Origin of the sequence: Pseudomonas sp. GM33 (genome assembly GCF_000282295.1) — a bacterium.
Classification (GTDB): domain Bacteria; phylum Pseudomonadota; class Gammaproteobacteria; order Pseudomonadales; family Pseudomonadaceae; genus Aquipseudomonas; species Aquipseudomonas laurylsulfatiphila.
The window spans coordinates 41,595-64,406 of record NZ_AKJO01000068.1 but is presented as its reverse complement, the minus strand read 5'-3'; the positions used below and the strand labels follow the sequence as shown (position 1 = coordinate 64,406).

Annotated in this window: 18 protein-coding genes; 9 read left to right on the top strand and 9 right to left on the bottom strand. The window is 60.7% G+C overall.

Translation table 11 applies throughout. The annotated features are described in order from the left end of the window. Positions 1-125: 125 nt before the first annotated feature. The 3 genes from PMI26_RS20340 to PMI26_RS20350 all read right to left on the bottom strand — a co-directional run bounded on the left by PMI26_RS20340 (position 126) and on the right by PMI26_RS20350 (position 4,305). Positions 126-2,474, bottom strand: coding sequence for an FdhF/YdeP family oxidoreductase (locus tag PMI26_RS20340; RefSeq protein WP_007972845.1), 2,349 nt, complete (start codon positions 2,472-2,474; stop codon positions 126-128). After that, positions 2,471-3,325, bottom strand: coding sequence for a formate dehydrogenase accessory sulfurtransferase FdhD (gene fdhD / locus PMI26_RS20345; RefSeq protein ID WP_007972842.1), 855 nt, complete (start codon positions 3,323-3,325; stop codon positions 2,471-2,473). The genes PMI26_RS20340 and fdhD overlap by 4 nt, the downstream gene beginning before the upstream one ends. A 92-nt stretch (positions 3,326-3,417) precedes the next feature. After that, on the bottom strand, positions 3,418-4,305 hold the full coding sequence (locus tag PMI26_RS20350; protein ID WP_007972840.1) for a LysR family transcriptional regulator: 888 nt from the start codon (positions 4,303-4,305) through the stop codon (positions 3,418-3,420). Between the two features lie 128 nt (positions 4,306-4,433). Between PMI26_RS20350 and lysM the strand changes: the two genes are divergently transcribed. Then, positions 4,434-4,874: a peptidoglycan-binding protein LysM gene (lysM, locus tag PMI26_RS20355; protein ID WP_007972838.1), complete on the top strand. Its 441-nt coding sequence runs from the start codon at positions 4,434-4,436 to the stop codon at positions 4,872-4,874. Between the two features lie 121 nt (positions 4,875-4,995). Here the strand turns inward: lysM and yrfG are convergent, their stop codons facing one another. Next, positions 4,996-5,658: a GMP/IMP nucleotidase gene (yrfG, locus tag PMI26_RS20360; protein WP_007972835.1), complete on the bottom strand. Its 663-nt coding sequence runs from the start codon at positions 5,656-5,658 to the stop codon at positions 4,996-4,998. Between the two features lie 88 nt (positions 5,659-5,746). Between yrfG and nudE the strand changes: the two genes are divergently transcribed. Together nudE and cysQ are read left to right on the top strand one after the other, a co-directional pair. Next, positions 5,747-6,313, top strand: coding sequence for an ADP compounds hydrolase NudE (gene nudE, locus PMI26_RS20365; RefSeq protein WP_007972833.1), 567 nt, complete (start codon positions 5,747-5,749; stop codon positions 6,311-6,313). Beyond that, positions 6,310-7,137: a 3'(2'),5'-bisphosphate nucleotidase CysQ gene (cysQ, locus tag PMI26_RS20370; protein ID WP_007972832.1), complete on the top strand. Its 828-nt coding sequence runs from the start codon at positions 6,310-6,312 to the stop codon at positions 7,135-7,137. Before nudE ends, cysQ begins: the two co-directional genes overlap by 4 nt. A gap of 168 nt (positions 7,138-7,305) precedes the next feature. On the opposite strand, the gene PMI26_RS20375 is transcribed toward cysQ, so the two are convergent. From PMI26_RS20375 to rfbC, 4 genes are all read right to left on the bottom strand, one after another. After that, positions 7,306-7,761: a thioesterase domain-containing protein gene (locus PMI26_RS20375; RefSeq protein ID WP_007972829.1), complete on the bottom strand. Its 456-nt coding sequence runs from the start codon at positions 7,759-7,761 to the stop codon at positions 7,306-7,308. 40 nt (positions 7,762-7,801) lie between these two features. Continuing rightward, the gene (locus tag PMI26_RS20380) at positions 7,802-9,196 is read right to left on the bottom strand and encodes a sigma-54-dependent transcriptional regulator (protein ID WP_007972827.1); all 1,395 of its coding nucleotides are present in this window, start codon (positions 9,194-9,196) and stop codon (positions 7,802-7,804) included. Beyond that, entirely contained in the window at positions 9,193-11,001 is a 1,809-nt protein-coding gene (locus tag PMI26_RS20385; RefSeq protein ID WP_007972825.1) for a sensor histidine kinase, read from the bottom strand. Before PMI26_RS20385 ends, PMI26_RS20380 begins: the two co-directional genes overlap by 4 nt. Positions 11,002-11,107: 106 nt before the next feature. Further along, positions 11,108-11,653: a dTDP-4-dehydrorhamnose 3,5-epimerase gene (rfbC, locus tag PMI26_RS20390; RefSeq protein ID WP_007972823.1), complete on the bottom strand. Its 546-nt coding sequence runs from the start codon at positions 11,651-11,653 to the stop codon at positions 11,108-11,110. Between the two features lie 190 nt (positions 11,654-11,843). Between rfbC and PMI26_RS20395 the strand changes: the two genes are divergently transcribed. From PMI26_RS20395 to PMI26_RS20405, 3 genes are all read left to right on the top strand, one after another. Then, positions 11,844-14,756 carry an aminotransferase gene (locus tag PMI26_RS20395; RefSeq protein WP_007972822.1) on the top strand — a complete coding sequence of 971 codons (2,913 nt, stop codon included), beginning with the start codon at positions 11,844-11,846 and terminating at the stop codon, positions 14,754-14,756. Between the two features lie 275 nt (positions 14,757-15,031). Further along, positions 15,032-16,138, top strand: a complete 1,107-nt coding sequence (aguA, locus tag PMI26_RS20400; protein ID WP_007972821.1) for an agmatine deiminase — start codon at positions 15,032-15,034, stop codon at positions 16,136-16,138. A 244-nt stretch (positions 16,139-16,382) separates the two neighbouring features. After that, complete coding sequence (locus PMI26_RS20405; protein ID WP_007972820.1) at positions 16,383-16,595, top strand: hypothetical protein; 213 nt, start codon at positions 16,383-16,385, stop codon at positions 16,593-16,595. A gap of 177 nt (positions 16,596-16,772) precedes the next feature. On the opposite strand, the gene PMI26_RS20410 is transcribed toward PMI26_RS20405, so the two are convergent. Continuing rightward, a complete protein-coding gene (locus PMI26_RS20410) occupies positions 16,773-18,866 on the bottom strand; it encodes a TonB-dependent receptor (protein WP_007972819.1) in 2,094 nt (697 codons plus the stop codon). 263 nt (positions 18,867-19,129) lie between these two features. On the opposite strand from PMI26_RS20410, the gene PMI26_RS20415 reads away from it, so the two are divergent. The 3 genes from PMI26_RS20415 (at position 19,130) to fic (ending at position 22,740) form a co-directional block, all read left to right on the top strand. Next, positions 19,130-19,801, top strand: a complete 672-nt coding sequence (locus PMI26_RS20415; protein ID WP_007972818.1) for a DsbA family protein — start codon at positions 19,130-19,132, stop codon at positions 19,799-19,801. Positions 19,802-20,060: 259 nt separating this feature from the next. After that, positions 20,061-21,347, top strand: a complete 1,287-nt coding sequence (locus PMI26_RS20420) for an OprD family porin (protein ID WP_007972817.1) — start codon at positions 20,061-20,063, stop codon at positions 21,345-21,347. Between the two features lie 271 nt (positions 21,348-21,618). Next, a complete protein-coding gene (fic, locus tag PMI26_RS20425; RefSeq protein ID WP_007972816.1) occupies positions 21,619-22,740 on the top strand; it encodes a protein adenylyltransferase Fic in 1,122 nt (373 codons plus the stop codon). The last annotated feature ends 72 nt before the right edge of the window (positions 22,741-22,812 follow it).

Here is a 22,812-nt window from a genome sequence, read left to right as displayed (position 1 = left end):
GATCTACCGTATTCGCGAGCAAGCCCGCTCCCACATTGAATCTCTGCCGTTCACAAAATTTGTGTTCGCTGAAGATCCAATGTGGGAGCGGGCTTGCTCGCGAAGAGGCCGGCTCAGGCGAAGCGTTAAGCAGACCTGGCCATGATCAACCCGGTCTCGCTCGCTGCCTCCAACCGGATCGCCACGAACTTCGATGTCGGGGTATGGCTGCCATCGCCGGTGCTTTCCAGCGGCACCAGCGGATTCACTTCCGGGTAGTACGCCGCCGCTTGCCCGGCGGGGATGTCGAATGCCAGTAGTGTGAAGCCTTTCACCCGACGTTCGACACCATCGTCCCAGAGCGAAACGATGTCAGCCTTCTGCCCCGGTTTGAAGCCCAGGCGAATGATGTCGGCCTCGTTGACGAACAACACGTCGCGTTGTCCCTTCACCCCGCGATAGCGGTCATTCAGGCCGTAGATCGTGGTGTTGTACTGATCGTGGGAGCGCATCGATTGCATGATCAGGTCCGGCAGTACACCGGTGGCGCGGGTGCGTTCGTGCACCAGGTCTTTGGGCAGTGCGTTCGGGCGGAAATTGGCCCGGCCCGAGGCGGTGTTCCACTGGCGTGCACCGGCACTGTTGCCCAGGTAGAAACCGCCGGGATTCTTGACCTTCTCGTTGAAGTCGTTGAAGCCGGGAATGGTCTCGGCGATCAGGTCGCGGATGCGGCTGTAGTCGGCTACCAGCCAGTTCCAGTCCACCGGGTGGCTGCCCAGGGTCGCGGCAGCGATGCCGGCCAGGATCGCCGGTTCCGAGCGCATCTGGTTCGACAGCGGCTGCAACTGGCCATTGGAGGCGTGGACCATGCTGAACGAGTCTTCGACGGTTATCGCTTGCGGGCCTTCGTTCTGGATATCGATGTCGGTGCGGCCCAGGCATGGCAGGATCAACGCGTCCTTGCCGTGGGTCAAATGGCTGCGGTTGAGCTTGGTGCTGATCTGCACGGTCAGGTCACAGCTTTGCAACGCCTGGAACGTGCGCGGGCTGTCTGGCGTGGCCTGGGCGAAGTTGCCGCCCAGGCCGATGAAGACTTTCGCCCGGCCTTCGGCCATGGCATGAATCGCCTCGACCACGTTGTGGCCGTTGTGGCGTGGCACCTTGAACTGGAAGCGGCGCTCCAGGGCATCGAGAAAGGCTGCCGGCGGACGTTCGTTGATGCCCATGGTCCGGTCGCCCTGCACGTTGCTGTGACCCCGCACCGGGCACAGGCCGGCGCCCGGGCGGCCAACGTTGCCGCGCAGCAGCATCAGGTTGGCGATCTCCTGGATGGTCGCCACCGAATGGCGATGCTGGGTGATACCCATGGCCCAGCACATGATGACGTTTTTGCCCTTGGCGTACATGCGCGCCGCCTGCTCGATCTCGACCAGGGTCAGGCCGGACTGCTCGACGATCTGCTCCCACGGGGTGTCGTCGATGACCGCCAGGTACTCCAGCACATTGGCGCTGTGCTCATTGAGGAAGGCATGGTCGAACACCGCGGGTGCACCAGTTTTCTGTGCGTCGCGTTCCCATAGCAAGAGAAATTTCGCCATGCCGCGCATGATCGCCATGTCACCGCCCAGGGCTGGGCGGAAGAACGCGGTGTTGGTCGGCTTGTCGCCGTTGGTGAGCATTTCGATCGGGTGCTGCGGGTGCTGGAAACGTTCCAGGCCGCGTTCCTTGAGCGGGTTGATGCACACCACTTGTGCACCGCGTTTCACTGCTTCACGCAGCGGTTCGAGCATGCGTGGGTGATTGGTGCCGGGGTTCTGGCCCCAGACAAAAATCGCATCGGCGTGTTCGAAGTCGTCGAACGTCACGGTGCCTTTGCCGACGCCGACACTTTGCGACAGCGCCACACCGCTGGCCTCGTGGCACATGTTCGAACAGTCAGGGAAGTTGTTGGTGCCGTAGGCGCGCACGAACAGCTGGTACAAATAGGCCGCTTCGTTGCTGGCACGGCCCGAGGTGTAGAACTCGGCCTGGTCCGGGCTCGACAAGCCGTTCAGGTGTTTGGCGATCAGCGCGAAAGCGTCGTCCCAACTGATCGGTTTATAGCGGTCCGTTTCGGCGTCGTAGCTCATCGGCTCGGTCAGGCGACCCTGGTATTCGAGCCAGTAGTCGCTCTGCTCCAGCAATGAAGTGACGCTGTGTCTGGCGAAGAATTTGGCATCGACACGGCGCTTGGTCGCTTCCCAGTTCACCGCCTTGGCGCCGTTCTCGCAGAACATCACCATGCCCTTTTCCGGAGAATCGCCCCAGGCGCAACCCGGGCAGTCGAAGCCGCCGTTCTGGTTGGTCTTGAGCATGATGCGCAGGTTTTTCAGTGCGTTGTCGCTGGTCAGCCAGGCCTGGGCCACACTGATCAGAGCACCCCAGCCACCGGCAGGACCTTTGTAGGGCTTGTAGCGAGGGACGGGGGTCTGGTCGGCTTGACGGTGTTGACTCACGCTTGATTCTCCAACGTTGGGCTGTACACCCGCGGCGCATTCTTCTGTGGCAAATGGATGAGGTTGAGGTTGTGGCGCCGAGCCCATTGCACGGCAAGGCCCGTGGGCGACGACAGGCTGACCAGGGTCTGGATGCCGGCGCGCAGGACTTTCTGGATCAATTCGAGACTGCAGCGGCTGGTGACAATCGCCAGCCCGCCGGCGGTCGGGATGTTCTGGCGGACAAGGCCGCCGATCAGCTTGTCGAGGGCGTTGTGTCGGCCTATGTCTTCGCGGCCCATCAGCAACTCGCCCTGATCGTTCATGAACACCGCTGCGTGCACCGCACCGCAATGCTGGCCCAACGGCTGGAAGGCGCCGATGCGCTGGCGCAGGCCATCGAGCCATTCAACGGGTGGCAGCGGAGCACCGGGCAATACCTGAAGGTCTGGCAAGGCCTGCTCGACCGCTTCCACGCCGCATAGCCCGCAACCGCTGGTGCCGGCCAGTTGCCGACGCTGCTGCTTGAGGTTCCAGAAGGCGCGATTGGCGATGGTCACTTGCGCGTATTGCGCCGAGCCCGAGCCGGTCAGTTGCAGGTCGTAGATGTCCGTGGCGTCCTGGATGATGCCGCTGCCCAGGCTGAAGCCGACAATGAAGTCCTCCAGATCCGTTGGCGTTACCAGCATGACCGCCTGGCTGATGCCGTTATAGGCAATTGCCAACGCGACTTCCTCGGCCAGCGCGGTGCTGTCCGATTCGACGCTTTCCGTTTCGGTGGGGCGGAAGTTGCTGTAGCTGTACGTCTGGCTGGCGGCGGGCGCGGGCGTTTCGAGGGCAGGCGCCGCGCAGGCAGGGCGCTTGGTGTTCATGGCATCACCCACGGTTTGATCAGCTTTAAGACTAGGCGCGGCAAACTGTCGCGTCTAATCGCTAATACTGATCTACCGATAGATGCCGTCGATCAAGCGCTCGCCAGTGATTGCTGATAGATCGCGAAACAGGCTTCCGCCAGAGCTGAGCGGGGCGCGCTGCGACGCATGATCAGCCCCAGGCGGCCAAGGGTCTGGGCGTTCTCGATCGGTTGCAGGCGCAAGTGGTCGGTCAGCCCTTCGAGGCCACCGTCCAAGGGCATCACGGCGCAACACAGGCCGCCATGCACGGCTTGAAGCAGTTGATGGACGGCGTCGGTCTGCAGCAAGGGTTGTGGGGTGAGGCCGCGGCTATGGAAGTTATGGTCGATGGACTGGCGAAAGTGCATGCCGCTGGTGAGCATGCCCAGTGGCAGTTCGATCAACGATTCCCAGCTCAGCGGCGCCTCGCCAAAGGTGAAGAAGCGCTGGTCGTAGAGCAGGCCCATGCGGGTTTCGCTGAAGGCCAGGGAGTCAAAATGTTCGGCGTCCAGGCGTTCCAGGTAGGAAACACCGAGATCCAGGCGATTGTTCGCCAGTTGTTCGAGGATCTGTTCCGAACTCAACGCTGAAAGCTCGAAGCGCAGGTTCGGGTGTTCGGCGTGCAGGCGTTGCAGCAGCGGCAGCGGATCAAAGCTCGACAACGGCACCATGCCCAGGCGCAACGTGCCGACCAGATTGCCGCGACAGGCGGCGGCCTCGGCATACAAGCCGTCATAGGCCGCCAACACCGTGCGCGCCCAGGCCAGCACCCGCTCGCCCGGCGCGGTGAAGCCTTCGAAGCGCTGGCCGCGATTGACCAGCGGCAGGTCGAGTTCTTCTTCGAGGCTGCGCAGGCGCATGGACAGGGTCGGCTGGGTGATGTGGCAGCGTGCGGCGGCCTGGCCGAAATGGCGGGTTTCGTCGAGCGCGATGAGGAATTTCAGCTGCTTGATGTCCATCTTCGCTCCTGGGCGCGGGAAGGGGCGGATTCTATCGCAAGCGGGGTCATTGGTCGGGTTGGATTCGCAAGTGACGGCCGTGGTCTAGGCTTTTGCGTCTGGAACCCCAAACCCAAGGAGAGTGCACCATGAGTCTTTTGAGTTTTGTGAAGGAGGCAGGCGAAAAACTGCTGGATTTGCTGACGCCAGGCAACGCCAATGCCAGTGAGCAGTTGAAGGAGCACATCAGCAAGGTAGGCCTGGGCAACCCGAATGTGCAGGCGACGGTTGATGGTGACAAAGTGACCGTGACCGGCGAGGTGGCAAGCCAGGAAGAGAAGGAAAAAATTCTGTTGGCCGTGGGCAATATTGCCGGGGTTGGCAGCGTGGATGATCAGATTACCGTGACCGGGCCGGTGGTGAAGGCCGCGGTGTTTGTCACCGTCGTGAAGGGCGACACCCTCAGCGCGATTTCCAAGCGCGTCTACGGCGATGCCAACAAGTACAACAAGATTTTCGAAGCCAACAAACCGATGCTGTCGCACCCGGATAAAATCTACCCGGGGCAGTCGTTGCGGATTCCTGAGTAATCTTCAAGACCCCTATCGCGAGCAAGCTCGCTCCCACACTGAATTCCGTCGTGAGCAAATATTGTGTTCACCGAAACTCCAATGTGGGAGCGAGCTTGCTCGCGATTGCAGGCAACTCGGTCTAGAGCCCCGCAATCAAATCCCGATAATCCCCGACCGCCGCAAACTCCGCCGTGTCCTTCGGCCCCTTGCGACTATCCGGCTCGCGCACCGCCAGCAAATGCGCCACACCAAAATCCCGCGCACTGCGCAGGATCGGCAAGGTGTCGTCGATGAACAGGCTGCGCGCCGGATCGAAATCGATATCGGCTTGCAGCGCATCCCAGAACTGCGGGTTTTCCTTGGGGAAACCGTAGTCATGGGAACTGATCAGGCGCTCGAAGTAGGGCGCCAGTTCGATTTTTTCCAGCTTCAACGACAGCGCATCCCGATGGGCGTTGGTGATCAGCACCACGCGCTTGCCGGCCCGCTTGATCGCCGCCAGAAAGGTGTCGGCATCCGAGCGCAGGGCGATCAGATGCGCGGTTTCCAGTTTCAGGTCGCGCACCGACAGCTTCAGTTCGGCACTCCAGAAGTCCAGGCAGTACCACTGCAGCTGGCCGGCATTGCGCTCGAACAACGGCTGCAATTCCATCTCGGCCATCGCCCGGCTCACCCCGTGCAATTCGGCGTAACGCTGGGGCAGGTGCTCCATCCAGAAGTGGTTGTCGAAATGCAGGTCCAGCAACGTGCCGTCCATGTCCAGCAGAACGGTATCGATGTCGGACCAGGGTAATGAAGGCATGGCAACGTCTCGGGCAGTAGAAAGATTTCTGGCGTAAACAAACGGGAAAGCCGCGTTATAGTAGCGCGTTCACGCCAAGGAGCTTTGCATGCGCCAGAAACCCACCATACTCGCCCGCGAAATTGTCGCCACCAGTCGATTATTCTGCGTGGAGGAGCTGAAGCTGCGCTTTTCCAATGGCGTGGAGCGTACGTATGAGCGCCTGGTTGGCAAAGGGGCAGGGTACGGCGCGGTCATGATCGTGGCGATGCTCGATGCCGAGCATGCGGTGCTGGTCGAGGAGTATTGCGGCGGCACCGATGAATACGAAATGTCTTTGCCCAAGGGTTTGATCGAGCCCGGTGAAGACGTGTTGGCGGCAGCCGAGCGTGAACTCAAGGAAGAGGCCGGGTTCGGCGCGCGACAGCTGGAGCACCTGACCGAGCTGTCGCTGTCCCCCGGTTACATGAGCCAGAAGATTCAGGTGGTGCTGGCCACCGACCTGTACGAAGCGCGCCTGGAAGGCGACGAACCCGAGCCGATGCGGGTGGACAAGGTCAATCTGCGTGAACTCTCGGCGCTGGCGCAAAACCCGCAATTTACCGAAGGCCGTGCCTTGGCGGCGCTGTACCTGGCCCGAGACCTGTTGACTCAGCGCGGAGCGTTCCAGTCATGAATTTCCCGCATCCGTTGATGGCACCGGTCATTGAGCTGGCTTTGCAGGCCGGCGAAGCGATCCTGCCGTTCTGGCGTACAGGCACGGCCGTCACGGCGAAGGCTGATGATTCGCCGGTGACCGCTGCTGACCTGGCCGCGCACCACCTGATTCTGGCCGGACTGACGGCGCTGGATCCGGGCATCCCGGTGCTCTCCGAAGAGGACGCCAACATTGCGCAAAGCGTGCGGGCCGGATGGCAACGCTGGTGGCTGGTCGATCCGCTGGATGGCACCAAGGAGTTCATCAGCGGCAGCGAAGAGTTCACCGTCAACATCGCCCTGATCGAAGACGGTCGAGTGGTATTCGGTGTGGTGTCGATGCCGACCAACGGGCGTTTCTATGTCGGTGGCGCCGGCCTCGGCGCCTGGCGTGGCGATAAAGGTGGTACGCCAGTGGCGATCAAGGTGCGTGATGCGCTAGCGCCCGGCGAGTCGTTCACCGTGGTGGCCAGCCGTCGCCATTCGAGCCCGGAGCAGGAGCGTTTGCTGGCCGGGTTGAGCGCCAGTCTTGGCGAGCTGCAACTGGCCAACATCGGCAGTTCGCTGAAATTCTGTTTGCTGGCTGAAGGGGCCGCGGATTGCTATCCGCGCCTGGCACCGACTTCGCAGTGGGACACGGCGGCGGCGCAAGGTGTGCTGGAAGGTGCGGGCGGTGAAGTGCTGGAGTTGAGTGGTGAGCCGTTCAGCTATCCGGCGCGGGAGTCGCTGTTGAATGCGTTCTTTCTGGCGTTGCCGGCGAAGGCGGCTTGGCGGGAGAGGCTGCTGGAATTGGCACGCTCCTGAACTCACCTTTATTTTGTGGCGAGGGGGCTTGCCCCCCTTGGGCTGCGCAGCGGCCCCAAACTCGGCCGCTGCGCATTTTCAGCTAAACGTCATTGCCTGAATTGCGACTGCTGCGCAGTCGAACGGGGGCAAGCCCCCTCGCCACAGGTTGTACAACACCCCTCACATTCAGCGGTGCAGCACGTACTGCCCGACAAACCTCACCGCATCCTCATCACGGCCTTCATTGACGACCCGCGTATGCAGCGTCAAACGCGCTCGGCTGTATCGCTGGAACGTGGTCAAAAATTTCTTCCAGATCACCGGATCCGGCGCCTGGCAAATGGCGTGGGCATCACCCGTCACTGGCAGTGGATAGCTGATCTGCCCTTCCTGAATCACGATGTGCCCGTCCGTGATGCCTTCTTCCTTGAGGCGCAGATGCAACCAGCCCCAACCGGCCAGGACTGCGCCGCAATACAGGCTGCCGCCGAACATGGTGCTCTTGTGGTTGACGTTGGCGTCCAGCGGCAAGTGCAGGCGCAGTTGCTGGTCATGCCAGTCGAGCACTTTGAGGCCCATGTCCCGGGTGAGGGGAATGTCGTGATGGAGGACTGATTCCAGTTGTCGACTGTCGCGGCTCATTCAGGGGCCTCTTGTTTGAATTGGATGATTGGACGGTAGCTCAGTCGAGGTCGTCGGGGTGGGCCGAAGCGCCACTGTCCGAGAAGCTCAAACCGTGCTTGCGCAGTTTGTCGTGCAGGGTCTTGCGCGGAATGCCGAGGGCCTCGGCGACGCTGCGCACGGAGCTGTGCGAGCGCGCCAGTTCGGCAGCGATGAGGGTTTTTTCGAAGTTCTCCACTTGCTCGCTCAAACCTCCGCTGACCACTTCAACGCTATTGCCAGCGCCGCCTTCCGGCGTGCTGTTGTCGAGGGCCAGTTCCAGCCCGAGGGCAAAACGCTCGGCCGCATTTTGCAGCTCGCGCACGTTGCCGGGCCAGGTGTGGCGCAGCAGCAAGGCACGTTGTCCCGGTTGCAGTTCATGGGGCGGCAAGCCGTGGCGGGCACTGGCTTCATCGGCGAAATGCTGGAACAGCATCAACGCATCTTCGCCCCGTTCGCGCAGGGGTGGAATCCGCAGCGGCGCGACGTTCAGGCGGTAATACAAGTCGGCACGGAAGCGCCCTTGATCCGCTGCCTGGCGCAGGTCTTCCTTGGTCGCGGCGATGATGCGGATGTCCAGCGGGATCAGTTGATTGCCGCCCAGGCGTTCGACCACACGCTCCTGCAGCAAACGCAGCAATTTGACCTGCACATCCAGGCTCATGCTTTCGATTTCATCGAGGAACAAGGTGCCGCCATTGGCGAATTCGAACTTGCCGATGCGGCGTTTCTGCGCGCCGGTGAAGGCGCCGGGCTCGTGGCCGAACAACTCGCTTTCGACCACTGATTCGGCCAGGGCACCGGCATTGATCGCCACGAAAGGACCGTTGCGACGGCCCGATAGATCGTGCAGTGCCCGGGCCACGACTTCTTTGCCGGCGCCGGTTTCGCCGAGGATCAGCACGTCGGCCCTGGTCGCCGCCAGGGCGCCGATCTGCTCGCGCAGGCGCAGCATCGAAGGTGAGTGGCCAACCAGGCGGGCGCTCAGCTCATTGCGGTCGCTCAAGGCCAACCGCAGGCTGCGGTTGTCCAGCACCAAGCGGCGCAGGGCCAACGCGCGGCGCACGCTGTCGAGCAGGGCGTCGCTGGCGAAGGGCTTCTCGAGAAAGTCATAGGCCCCGGCGCGCATGGCCTGCACCGCCAGCGGCACATCGCCGTGGCCGGTGATCAGCAGCACCGGCAATTCAGGGTCCTGGGCGTGCAGTTCGGTCAGCAGTTCCAGACCGTCCATGCCGGGCATGCGGATGTCGCTGACCACCACACCCGGCCAGTCGCGCTCCAGTTGCGCGGCCAGGCCCTTGGCTTCGGCCAGCGGCAGGATCTTCAGGCCGGCCAGATCCAGCGTCTGGCTCAAGGCCTGGCGCAAGTGGGGATCGTCGTCGATCAACACGACCTGAATGCGGTTGTCGATGGTCATGCACTTCGGTCCTCGGACGGTTGCAGGCTCACGCCTGGTGCGCCTGCGCGCAGCTTTAGGGTAATCAGGGCGCCGCCTTCCTTGTGGTTGGCGAACGACAGTTCACCACCAAAGGCGCGCATCAGCGTTTCGCAAATCGCCAGCCCCAAGCCCAGGCCCTGGGTGCGGGTCTTGGTGGTGTAGAACGGCTCGCTGGCGCGTCCAAGGGCCTCCATGCAAAAGCCCGGGCCGTTGTCGCGAATGTACAGGTTGACGCCATCGGCCGTGGATTGGGCACTCAGCCAGAGTTTACGTGGCGGGCCTTTTTCCGTCAGGGCATCCAGGGCGTTGGCCAGCAGGTTGCCGAGTACCTGGCGCAGGCGGGTTTCCCCGGCCTCGACCCACAGGGTGGCGGCAGGCAGATCACGGATCAGCTCGACGTCCATGCTGCGTCGGCGCTTGGCCAACAAGGCCAGGGCATCATCCAGCGCCGGTTGCAGGGCCACGCTTTCCGGGGCATGCCGGTCGCGCCGGGCAAAGGCGCGCAGGTGGGCGATGATCGAGGCCATGCGACCGGTCAGTTCGCTGATCAGCTTGAGATTGCCGCGGGCGTCTTCGGTGCGCTGGTGGTCGAGCAATATCTCGGCGTTTTCCGCATAACTGCGAATGGCTGCCAGCGGCTGATTGAGTTCATGGCTGATGCTCGCGGACATGGTGCCCAGTGCCGACAGTTTGCCGGCCTGCACCAGATCGTCCTGGGCGCGGACCAGCTCCTGCTGAGCCTGCTCGCGCTCCAGCACTTCCTGTTTGAGGCGTCGGTTCAGGCCTTCGAGATCGCTGGTGCGCTCGGCAACCCGGCCCTCCAGTTCGCGGCGGGCCTTGGCTTCGAAAGCAATGCGTTCCAGGTAATGACGGCGGCGCTGCATCATCAGGCCTAGCAACAGCATCAACACCAGCAGCGTTGCACCGCCGATAGCCACCACCGTGCGCACCGGGCGGTCGATCAGGGTGCGCGGGGCGAGGATGCTGACATTCCAGCCGGTTTCGGCGATCTGCCGGGTCTGGGTCAGCCAGGCATTGGGGTTGAGCTCCAGTGGTTTTGGCTCGCGGGTTGGATAGGGCTGGATCGCGGTGATGGCCTTGCTTTCGGCCTCGCTCAGCGGACGGGTCGAGCGGAATCGCCACTCTGGCCGCGAGGTGAGAATGACCACGCCATTTTGGTCGGTCAGCAGCAGTTGTTCCGGGGTTTTGCCCCAGAGGCTTTCGGTGTGGTCAAGGTCGACCTTGACCACCAGCACGCCGACGATTTTTTCGCCGTCGCGCACGCCGGCGGCGAAGAAGTAGCCGCGCTTGGCGGAGGTGGTACCCAAACCAAAGAAACGCCCGAGCCGCCCGGCCATGGCTTCGCTGAAATACGGCCGGAAGGAAAAATTGCGCCCCACGAAACTGTCGTGCTTGTCCCAGTTGGAGGCGGCCAGCGTCTTGCCGGTGGCGTCCATCAGGTACATGACTTCGGCCCCGGTCTGGGTGGCGATATTTTTCAGCAGGCGGTTGGCATTGCCCTGGGTGACGCCATCGTCCGGCGCGCCGACAACAGCGCGCAAGGCCGGCAGGTCACCGAGGATTTGCGGCAACACTTCATAGCGGTGCAGGGTGCCCAGCAGGTTGGCGACATAGAGGTCGAGGGTTTGACGATTCTGGCTGGCCAGTTCGCTGCGGTAATAGCGCTCGGCCAGATGCTCCAGCGGCCACAGCAACGGCGCCAGGCACAGTGCCAGCAGGGCCAGGCTGCGCCAACGGGGTCTGGGAGGGAGAGTCGGTTTCATGAGCAGCATGCGCCTGTGGGTACAGGCGCATTATGCCTAGGCTTGCGGGCGCAGTCTGCGCGCGGTGGGTCAGTCGCGTTTTTGCGCTGAAGCTTGCGCCGGGTTATCAGGCGAAGACTTCGGCGTCCTTGAGGAATGCAGCGGCCTGGTCCTTTGCCGACAGCTGCGGAGTGCCTTCCAGTTGCCAATCGATAGCCAGATCCGGGTCGTCCCAGCGAATGCTGCGCTCGGCGGACGGGGTGTAGTAATCGGTGGTTTTGTAGAGGAACTCGGCGAACTCGCTCAGCACCACGAAACCGTGGGCAAAGCCTTCCGGAATCCAGATCTGGCGATGGTTATCGGCGGACAGGACCACCGCAACCGATTTGCCGAAATGAGGCGAACTGCGGCGGATGTCCACGGCAACGTCGAGTACTTCACCGGCTGTGACACGAACCAGTTTGCCTTGCGTGTTCGTCAGTTGGTAATGCAAACCACGCAACACGCCTTTTTGCGAACGGGAGTGGTTGTCCTGAACGAACTGTGTGTCCAGACCGGTGGCCTCTGCGAAAGCCCTGGCGTTGAAGCTCTCATAGAAGAAACCACGTTCGTCGCCAAAGACCTTGGGTTCGAGGATCAGAACACCGGGCAGGTCGGTGGTCACTACATTCATGGTGGCTCTCCAGCAGTGGGCGTTTAATGGTCGCCATTCTTGCGCAAAGCGCTGATCGGGGCGAGTGCTCAAGTAAAAAACTACCGACCTGTTCCAGCCCCTGCAAATGACCATTACCGGTTCCGGGGGGTTGCGTATCGCCCGAAGCAGTGGCGATATAGGCGCCTAATAAAATTTCAGGGGTTGTTGTATGCCGCTCGCCACGTTGATTCATCGCTCCAGTTTGCCCAGCCCGCAGGTGTCTGCGGAGCAAGCGCTAGAACTGCTGGAAGAACATTACGGGTTCAGCGGCAGACTGCAGGCCCTCGGCAGCCAGCAAGACCTGAACTACCGCGTCGACAGCGAGCGGGGACGTTTCGTCCTGAAAATCTGCCGTGGCGATTACTCGGTCGTTGAGCTTCAGGCACAGCATGCCGGGCTCAAGCACTTGGGCGCGCACCCCGATGTCCATGTGCCGCGTGTTATCGCGGCGAAAAACGGTGCAGAGCTGCTGTCTCTGGACGTGGGTGGCCAGGCGGTGCATGTTCGCCTGCTCGACTACATCGAAGGCCAGCCGCTGACGAGCCTTGGCCATTTCAACCCGACGGTGGTGTCCGGTTTCGGTCGTCTGTGCGGTGAAATGGACCTGGCCCTGGCGGATTTCGACCATCCGGGCCTGGTGCGAACCCTGCAATGGGACGCCCGCCACGCTCACGCCCTGATCGCGCACTTGCTGCCGGTGATCAAGGATGAAGCCCAGCGCAAACTGATCGTCGAAGCGTCCGCACAAGCCGAGCGGCATTTGCAGCCGCTGGAAGCCAAACTGCCGGTGCAGGCCATTCATATGGACATCACCGACGACAACGTGGTGTGGCAGCGCGATGCGCAACGCCATTGGCAACTGCAAGGCGTGATCGATTTCGGTGACCTGGTGCGTACCTGGCGCATTACCGATCTGTCGGTCACCTGTGCCGCGCTGCTGCATCATGGCGAGGGCGATCCGTTCTGCATTTTGCCGGCGATCCAGGCTTACCACGCGGTCAATCCCTTGCAGCACGAAGAGCTGCTGGCGCTGTGGCCGCTGATTGTCGCCCGTGCGGCGGTGCTGGTGCTCAGTGGCGAACAGCAGGTCAGCATCGATCCGGGCAATGCCTACAGTCGCGATAACCTGGTCCATGAGTGGGAAATCTTCCGTGTGGCCACGTCGGTGCCGCTGGCATTGATGGAAGCGGCGATCCTCACCGCCGTCGGCCAGAACCTGCCCACCATCGGCAGTGAAGGTTTTGCACCGCTGTTGCCAAGCCTGGTGGGGCGTGAGTTCGCCTTGATCGACCTGGGGGTGCTCAGCCCGCATTTCGAGGCCGGGAACTGGGAACAGGAGGGTGTCGATCAGCGCCTGCTGGATGAAGCGGCTGCGGCTCATGGCCTGGCGGCCAGTCGCTATGGACAATATCGCCTGTCCCACACCCGCCCGGACAGTGCCACTGAGCCGGACACTTGCCCCTTGCACGTTGAACTGCGTGTACCTCAGGGCACGACGGTCGAAGCACCGTTTGCTGGTGTGGTGCACCAGCCGTCGGCGGGCTTGCTGCAACTGGACGGCCCGCAATTGAGTGTGCGGCTTTGGGGTGTCACGCCGTCGCTGCACAACGGCGCTGCACTGGTCAAAGGCCAGGTGCTGGGTTCGGTCAGCGGGCCGTTGATCGTGCAGTTGAGCCGTGGCACGTCGATCGATGCGCCGTTGTTCTGCACGCCATCGCGCGCCGCTGCCTGGCAGGCACTGTGCCCATCACCCGCGGCACTGCTGGGGCTGGCCTGTGATGCCGAAGCAGAACTCGACGGCGCGACCTTGCTGGCCCGGCGTGACGCCAGTTTCGCCCGTACGCAAAAACATTATTACGTCGACCCTCCGCGCATCGAGCGTGGCTGGCGCAACCATTTGATCGACATGCAGGGGCGCTCCTACCTCGACATGCTCAACAACGTCGCGGTATTGGGCCACGGTCATCCGCGCATGGCGGCAGTTGCCAGCCGCCAATGGTCGTTGCTCAACACCAACTCGCGTTTCAACTACGCGGCCGTGGCCGAGTTCTCCGAACGCTTGCTGAAACTGTCCCCTGACGGTATGGACCGCGTGTTCCTGGTCAACAGCGGCAGCGAAGCCAACGACCTGGCGATTCGCCTGGCGTGGGCCTACAGCGGCGGCCGCGACATGCTCAGCGTGCTGGAGGCTTATCATGGCTGGACGGTGGGTGCCGACTCGGTGTCGACCTCGATCGCCGACAACCCCAAGGCCTTGAGCAGCCGCCCGGACTGGGTACACCCGGTGACCGCGCCAAACACCTATCGCGGTGAATTCCGTGGCCCCGACAGTGCGCCGGATTATGTGCGCAGCGTCGAGCACAACCTGGCGAAAATCGCCGAGCAGAAACGCCAACTGGCGGGCTTCATCTGCGAACCGGTGTACGGCAATGCCGGCGGTATCTCGCTGCCACCGGGCTATTTGAAGCAAGTCTATGGCATGGTCCGGGCCCAGGGCGGCGTGTGCATTGCCGACGAAGTGCAGGTCGGCTACGGACGCATGGGCGATTTCTTCTGGGGCTTCGAAGAGCAAGGCGTGGTGCCGGACATCATCACCATGGCCAAAGGCATGGGCAACGGCCAGCCACTGGGCGCGGTCATCACCCGCCGGGAAATCGCCGAGGCACTGGAGGCCGAGGGTTATTTCTTCTCGTCCGCCGGTGGCAGCCCGGTCAGTTGCCAGGTCGGCATGGCCGTACTGGACGTGATGGAAGAGGAAAAACTCTGGGAGAACGCCCAAGTCGTTGGCGGTCACTTCAAGCAGCGCCTCGAAGCGTTGATCGATATTCATCCGTTAGTGGGCGCGGTGCACGGTTCCGGTTTCTACCTGGGCGTCGAGTTGATCCGCAACCGCGACACCCTGGAACCGGCCACCGAGGAAACCACCGCGCTGTGCGATCGCTTGCGCGAGCTGGGGATCTTCATGCAGCCAACCGGCGATTACCTGAACATCCTCAAGATCAAGCCGCCGATGGTCACTTCGCGCCAGAGCGTGGATTTCTTCGTGGACATGCTGTCGAAGGTGCTGGCGGAAGGCTTGTAAACACAATCCCCCTGTGGGAGCGAGCTTGCTCGCGATAGCGGTCTTTCAGTCGAAAAATCTGTGACGGGAATGGCCTCATCGCGAGCAAGCTCGCTCCCACAGAGGTGGTGGTGTTAATTCGATTGATATCGGCTTTCTGTCGGTTATTTTTGTAACTATGGATTGACGGTGCTTTAAAGGCCGATATTTATCGGATATAAAGTGACCAGTCCACGGCGTGTACCCATGCGCTTTCTTTTCTGTCAGGCATCAACGCCACTCCGGAGTCCTGAGTCATGACCACGTTGAACAGCACCCCTCGCGCCGACGGCTTCTACATGCCAGCCGAATGGGCACCCCAAACCCAGACCTGGATGATCTGGCCCGAGCGCCCGGACAACTGGCGCCTGGGTGGCAAACCGGCACAAGCCGCCCACGTGGCCGTGGCCAAGGCCATCGCCCGTTTCGAGCCGGTCACCGTGGCGGTCTCCGCCGGCCAGTACGAAAACGCCCGTGCCCGTCTGGACGTGCCGAATATTCGCGTCGTGGAAATGTCCAGTGACGACGCCTGGGTTCGCGACTCCGGCCCGACTTTCGTCATCAATAACAATGGCGAAGTCCGTGGCGTGAACTGGGACTTCAATGCCTGGGGCGGTTTTGACGGCGGCCTGTATTCGCCGTGGAACCGTGACTCGCAGGTCGGCGGCAAGATCCTCGAAATCGAGCGCAACCCGCGTTACCGTACCGAAGGCTTCGTACTTGAAGGCGGCTCGATTCACGTCGACGGCGAAGGCACGCTGATCACCACCGAAGAATGCCTGCTCAACCGCAATCGCAACCCGCACATGAACCGTGAAGAAATCGAAGCGGTCCTGAGTGCGAACCTGGCTGTGGATAAAATCATCTGGCTGCCGGATGGCTTGTTCAACGACGAAACCGACGGCCATGTGGATAACTTCTGCTGCTACGTGCGTCCGGGTGAAGTGCTGCTGGCCTGGACCGATGATCCGCAGGACCCGAACTACCCGCGCTGCCAGGCGGCGATGAACGTGCTGCAAAACAGCACCGATGCCAAGGGTCGCCCGTTCACGGTGCACAAAATGCCGATCCCGGGCCCGCTGTTTGCGACCGAGGAAGAATGTGCCGGCGTCGATCCGGTGGACGGTACTCAGGAGCGTAACCCGACTGTGCGTCTGGCCGGTTCCTACGTGAACTTCCTCATCGTCAACGGTGGCATCATCGCGCCGAGCTTTGACGACCCGCAGGATGGCCCGGCAAAGGAAATCCTGCAGAACCTGTTCCCGCAGCATGAAGTGGTGATGGTGCCTGGTCGCGAACTGTTACTGGGGGGCGGCAATATTCACTGCCTTACCCAGCAGCAACCCGCGCCGCACAAGGAGTGAGTGAGGTTGTAACATCTTGAGTTGATTGCGAAATTTCTCAAGCTGTAAATCAGCCTCCCGCCATACACAGAGCCCGCAGCCCTTCAGGGTTGCGGGCTTTTTTGTATCTACCAGGCGACACTTCAGACACCTTGGCACAGCTCTTGTATCTCTGCTGTTGTAACTCGGGGAGGGGGAGGACTTCGATGTTCTGTCATAAACCTTGGATAAGTTAGCCGCTCACAAACCGGGAGAGAGCGCTGAAATGAACGCCGAAGTGAACGTAGTGAGCGACAAGGCGTTGCATCCCCTGGCCGTAAACAGCGAATCGCTCCAGATTCTGGCGCACTGGTTCAAGTCCAATGGAATGCGTCAGATCAGCGAAACTGATCCGCGCCGGACAATGATCGAGCGTTACCCTGCTGGTTTATTCAGCGAGGCGGAACTGGATGCGTTGTGGGATGTGATGGAAGGATAAGAAGAACAACAACGGATTGATCAAGAAAAAGCGCTGCCGGGATGGCAGCGCTTTTTTTTTCAACACACTGAACCCTGTGGGAGCGGGCTTGCTCGTGAAAGCGGTGTGTTAGCAACGTTGCCATTGGCTGACACAACGCCTTCGCGAGCAAGCCCGCTCCCACAGGTTTTGTGGTGTCTAGAAGCTGTAGGTGCCCGTCACCACCAGGCTGCGCGGTGCCCCCGGCTGGATCTGGAATGCACTGGTCGCCGACGAGTAATACGTCTTGTCGCTGATGTTGTTCAGCGCCGCGCGCAAATCCCAATCTTTCTGACGGAAGCCCGCCAAGGCGTCCCAACGGCCATAACCCGGCAACACGACGGTGTTGAGGTTGTCGGCATAGCGGTCGCCAACCAGGGTCAGGCCGGTTTCGGCGTACCAGCCCATTTCCGGTTTCCAGGTCAGGAACAGGCTGCCGTTGTGCTTGGCCACGTTGTTGATGCGCTTGCCTTCCAGGCCGTTGTTGTCCTTTTCGATGGTTGCGTCCTGCAGACCCACGCCACCGCGCACGTACCAGTTGCCGGTAATCCTGCCGGCGGCAGTCAACTCGATCCCGCGTGAACGTTGCAGCCCGGAGAGCAGGGTAATGGTCGGGTTGTTCGGATCGCTGGTGCGGCGGTTGTACAGCTCCAGCTCGTAGATGGCCAGCGTGGTACTCAGGCGGTCATCGAGCCAGTCACTCTTGACCCCGATTTCCTTCTGCCTGGTCAGCTCGGGGCTCAGGTCATTGCTGTTACCGGCCGCACCCGGGGTGATGCCGATCAAGCCACCACCGACCGGCGAGAACGTCTTGCTCCAGGACGCGTAGAAGGAGTGATTTTGCAGTGGCGTCCAGACCACGCCAACGCGAGGGCTGGTGCTATGGCTGTCACGGTCTTCGGAAATGTCGCGCACCTTGTTGGTCGACTCGATATCGAACGTGTCGTAGCGCAGGCCGGCGAGCAACTGCCATTGATCGTTCAGGCGCAGTTGATCCTGCATATACACCGCCCGGCTCTCGACCTCGGTATGGGTGTTGCTCGACACCACCATGCGCCCGGTATGACGCAAATTGCGGTCGGGGGCGTACAGGTCCAGCGCCGGCACCGGGGAGCTGCCCGGCCCGGAAGTGGCGGCGGTGTACAGCAGCGGGTCGCGGCGCTGGCTGCCGATCTCGATGCCGGTGAGCAAGCGGTGCTCCAGGCCGAAAGTATCGAAGCCACCTTCCAGCTCGACGTTGTTGTAGACGTTGCGGGTATTCAGGTCCTGCTGCCAGTGCTGGCGCGTGACCTTGTTGCTGGCCGGGACATAGCCGCTCAAGTAAGTATTGTCGAATTCGCTGTCGAGCTTGAACACGCCCAGGGTCTGGCGCAGTTGCCAGTTATCGCTCAGTTCATAGGTGAGTTTCGAACGCAGGGATTGCGCCTTGTCGTCGATGAAATCGTTTTCACTGCCGTAGGTGGTATCGCGTCCTACGTCGGCCGGGCGACCATCTACACCGGGGATGCCACGATCCGGCGTGCGGTTGTAGCGGCTGTATTCGTACTGCACCAACCAGTTCAGGTCGGGTGTCAGCTGCCAGCTCATCGAGGGTGCGAACAGCTGGCGATTGCCACTCACGCCATCGCGGAAGCTGTTCTCGTCCATGTTGCCCATGTTCAGGCGCAGGCTGATGTTCTCGGAAGGATCGGTGCTGAGGTCGGCATACAGGCTGCGCAAGTCCTCGCTACCACCCTGGGCTTCGATGGTCGAGCGGCGACCGAACTCGGGCAGTTTGCTCACCCGGTTGACGATCCCGCCCTGGCTGCCACGGCCATACAACACGGCGGCCGGGCCTTTCAGGACGTCGATGCGTTCGATGTTGTGCAAGTCGCGCACGTACTGGCTGTCGTCGCGGATGCCATCGAGATAGAAATCGTTGCTGGCGTCGAAACCGCGGATGCGCAGGCTGTCGAAGCGTGTGTCGGCGCCGCTGCTGACGTTGGGGATGCCACTGAGCGCCGTGCCCAGATCGTTGGTGCCGTAATCCATCACGTTCGAGGTTTTGATCGAGTCGATGGCTTGTGGCACGTAGCGCACCGGCGTGGCGGTCCGGGTCGCCGTGTTGGTTTGTGTCACGCGCGGGTCGTCGGCTTCAGCTTCGGCGCTGATCGATGTGGCAGGCAAGGTGGTCGGTGCAGCATAGGAAAAACCGGCAGACAACAAGGCAGAGAGCCCAAGACTGCAGGGCGCAAGGCGAAAAGGGGCAGGCATTGAAGAGCGCATCCGTAGGATTTTTAGGTTGAAGCATCTGGATGGCGCGAATAGTAATGCTTGTCATTTGCTGTCGTTAGTTGTTATTGAGAATCTGTATCATTTGATTGTTTCGAATTATTTCTGAGTCGATACAAAGGGTTTGCGCCGTCATTCGACCGATTCAAGCAACAGACTGAAAACAGATCCGGCGTTTTTCCGGGGCTGCGGCGGCACTAATCTGCCGACATCGAATCTTCCTGAATTTCTGTCGGAGCTTTCCCATGATCCTGCATTACATCTACGACCCGTTGTGCGGTTGGTGCTACGGCGCCAAACCCCTGGTGCAAGCCGCCCAGGCTGTGCTGCCCGTGCTTGCCCACGGCGGGGGCATGATGACGGGGGCCAATCGGCAAAAGGTTTCGCCACAACTGCGCAGTTACGTCATGCCCCATGACCGGCGCATTGCCGAATGCAGCGGGCAGCCGTTCGGTGAAGCTTATTTCGAAGGTTTGCTGCGTGATCACAGTGCCGTGTTCGACTCGGCTCCCCCCATCGCTGCGGTGCTGGCTGCCGAGCAAATGGCGGGTCGTGGGCTGGAGTTGCTGGGACGTTTGCAAAGTGCTCACTACGTGGAAGGGCGCCGCATCGCCGACGAATCGGTGCTGTTTGAACTGGCCCACGGTATGGGGTTGGAGCCTCAAGCCTTCGAAAGAGCCTTCAGGGCGGCCGACACCGAAGGCCATATCAAGGACAGCCGGGCTTTGCTGGCCAAGGTGGGCGGGCAGGGTTTTCCGACCCTGGTGCTTGAGCACAATGGCCAATTCACCCTGATCGATATCGGGCCTTGGCTGGGCAAACCCCAGGCATTTGCGCAGTGGCTGGGACAGTCGCTGCCGGAGCAGGACTCATCCCATTCCGTAGCAGCTTGTGGTCTCGAAGGCTGCGTCGATTGAATATTCCTGCCGCGTAAAGCAGTTTCTTAGACGTTTTTCGCCTATTTCTAGAAGATTCATGAAATTGACACGTCGTTAAGGGCGCAGCTACGATTCGGCCCAACGCCTGTGGCCAACCGCCACGACTCAAAAACAATAAAAGGCCCGCCGCGAGAAATCGTGGGCGGGCTTTTTTGTTTTCGCCTCGAAAAAAGAGCGCCATAGCGCCGTTTCGGCCGTTCGACACAGCGCGTATCAACCGTATCAAGGAAAAAACAAAATGTTGAACAAGCGAATCAGCCTGATCGCTCTGGGGATGTTGAGCGCTACACAGGCCATGGCGAACGACCAGGCCGAATCCAAGGGTTTCGTTGAAGACAGCAGCCTCAAAGTGCTGCTGCGCAACGCCTACATCAACCGTGACTACAAAGACGGCAACCCGGATAAATCCGAGTGGGGCCAAGCGGCCATCGGCACGCTCTCGTCGGGCTTCACCCAAGGCACCGTGGGCGTGGGTGTGGACGCTTTCGGCCTGTACGCATTGAACCTGGAGCGCAGTGAAGACCGTAGCGGCGCGCAAGGCATCGACTTCTTCAAAAAGGGCGACAGCGGCCAGCCGGCTGACGACCTGTCCAAGGGCGGCGCAGCGATCAAGTTCCGCCTGTCCAGCACCACCCTGACCTACGGCGACCAGATGCCGGCCCTGCCGGTGCTGAACTACGACAACTCGCGCCTGCTACCGGAAAGCTACACCGGCACCCTGGTCACCTCCAGGGAGATCAAAGGCCTGCAACTGGACGCCGGTCGCTTCACCGCCGAATCGCGGAAAAGCGCCGAAGGCCGTGACAGCGGTGGCTTGAAGTCGATCAACGTATTGGGCGGTAGTTACCAGTTCACCGAACAATTCAAGGCCGCGTTGTACGCTTCCGACGTCGAAGACGTGCTGAAGAAGCAATACGTGAACGCCAACTACGTGTTCCCGATCGACAAGGATCAGTCCCTGACCCTGGACTTCAACGGCTACCGCACCAAGCTGGACGATTCCTACGTCCGCGAAAACTCTATCACCGGCGACGACAACAAAATCTGGAGCCTGGCGGCCACCTTCATCACCGGCCCGCACTCGTTCACCCTCGCGCACCAGCGCAGTACCGGCGACAGCAACCTGGGCTACGCCTACGGCGGCTACCAGAAAGATCAAGGTCGCATCGGCGACGGTGGCAACACCATCTACCTGGCGAACTCCTACTGGTCCGACTTCAACGCCGAAGACGAACGCAGCTGGCAACTGGGCTACGGCCTGGACTTCAGCACCTTCGGTGTACCGGGCCTGAGCTACAACTTCGCCTACGTACGCGGTGACAACATCACCACCTCCACCAGCGAAGGCGGCACCGAGCGCGAGATCTTCAACCAGATCAAATATGTCGTCCAAAGCGGCCCGGCCAAAGACCTCAGCGTGAAACTGCGCAGCTCGGTCCTGCGCGTGTCGCAGAAGTCGAGCGAGTACAACGTCAGCGGCAACGAAGTGCGTGTGTTTGTGGATTACCCGATCAATATCTTCTGATGATGGGTTGCGGTATTGAGGCCTGATGCAAGGCTGAGAAAAGAAAGGCCCCGACTGGTTCGGGGCTTTTTTGTATTGTTGATATGCTCATGTCGTCAAAACTCGATTTCGGTAACACGTCTTTCGAACGTGTCGTCCGCGGCGACATGTTCAGAGGACGTGTCGCAAAAAGTTAAAAATTGCGACACGTTAAGGCCTCATGTCTACACTAGCGACATGAGAGAAACCTTCTTCTGCTCAAAAAACATACAAAATGCTCAGGGTCGCATCCATGAATGAACCGCTGCCATGGCAGGCTGACAGGCCATACAACCAACTTCCGTTGCTACCCCCAGGAATCGAGCTGGAAACACGTGCCGTCCTCAAAAAATGTATTGAGGCGCGCACCGCATTGGCTGAGTTGAAACAGGCAGCAGAGTTGATCCCAAACCAGACGGTCTTGATCAACACAATTCCCCTGCTGGAGGCCAAAGACAGCTCGGAAATAGAAAGCATCGTTACCACCACGGATTTGCTGTTCCAGCATGCCCAAGACACGGAAAACCATGCAGACCCTGCGACCAAGGAAGCTTTGCGCTATCGAACAGCGCTCAATCAAGGCTTCCTGTCTCTAACGGAAAGACCTTTATCGACCAACACGGCTGTAGAAATCTGCCGAACGCTGAAGGGGGCGCAACTGGATATCCGCCGTACGCCGGGAACACAGCTTGCGAATGACCGAACGGGTGAAGTTATCTACACCCCGCCTGAAGGGGAGGAACATCTGCGCAACCTCCTCGCCAACTGGGAGCGTTTTCTGCACAACGAAATCGATCTCGATCCCCTCGTTCGTATGGCAGTCGGGCACTACCAATTTGAGGCCATTCATCCATTTGTCGACGGCAACGGCCGGACGGGGCGCGTCCTCAATACGTTGTTCTTGATCCAGGAAGGCCTGCTGAACCTGCCGATCCTCTACCTCAGTCGCTACATCATTGCCCAACGTGCCGATTACTACCGGCTCCTGCTGGAGGTGACGACCCAACAGGCGTGGGAACCATGGTTGCTGTTTATGTTGAGTGCAGTAGAAGAAACCGCTCGGTGGACCACCGCCAAGATTGCCGCAATCCGCGCATTGTCTGAGCACACCACTCAATTCGTACGTGATCAACTACCCAAAACCTATTCGCGTGAGTTGGTTGATGTCATCTTCGAGCAGCCCTACTGCCGCATCAGTAACGTCGTCGATAAGAAAGTCGCACAACGGCAGGCTGCGTCACGTCACCTCAAAGAGCTGGTCGCCATTGGTGTTCTGGAGGAGATTCAGGTGGGTAAGGAGAAGCTTTTCATTCATCCGAAGCTGATGCAGTTACTCATTCGCGACAATAATGAATTCAAACACTACGTCGGCTAAAGCACGTGAGCCGAAGCGAGAAAGCCCCGAACGATTCGGGGCTTTTTCTTTTTCACGCACCGGGTTTGCGTG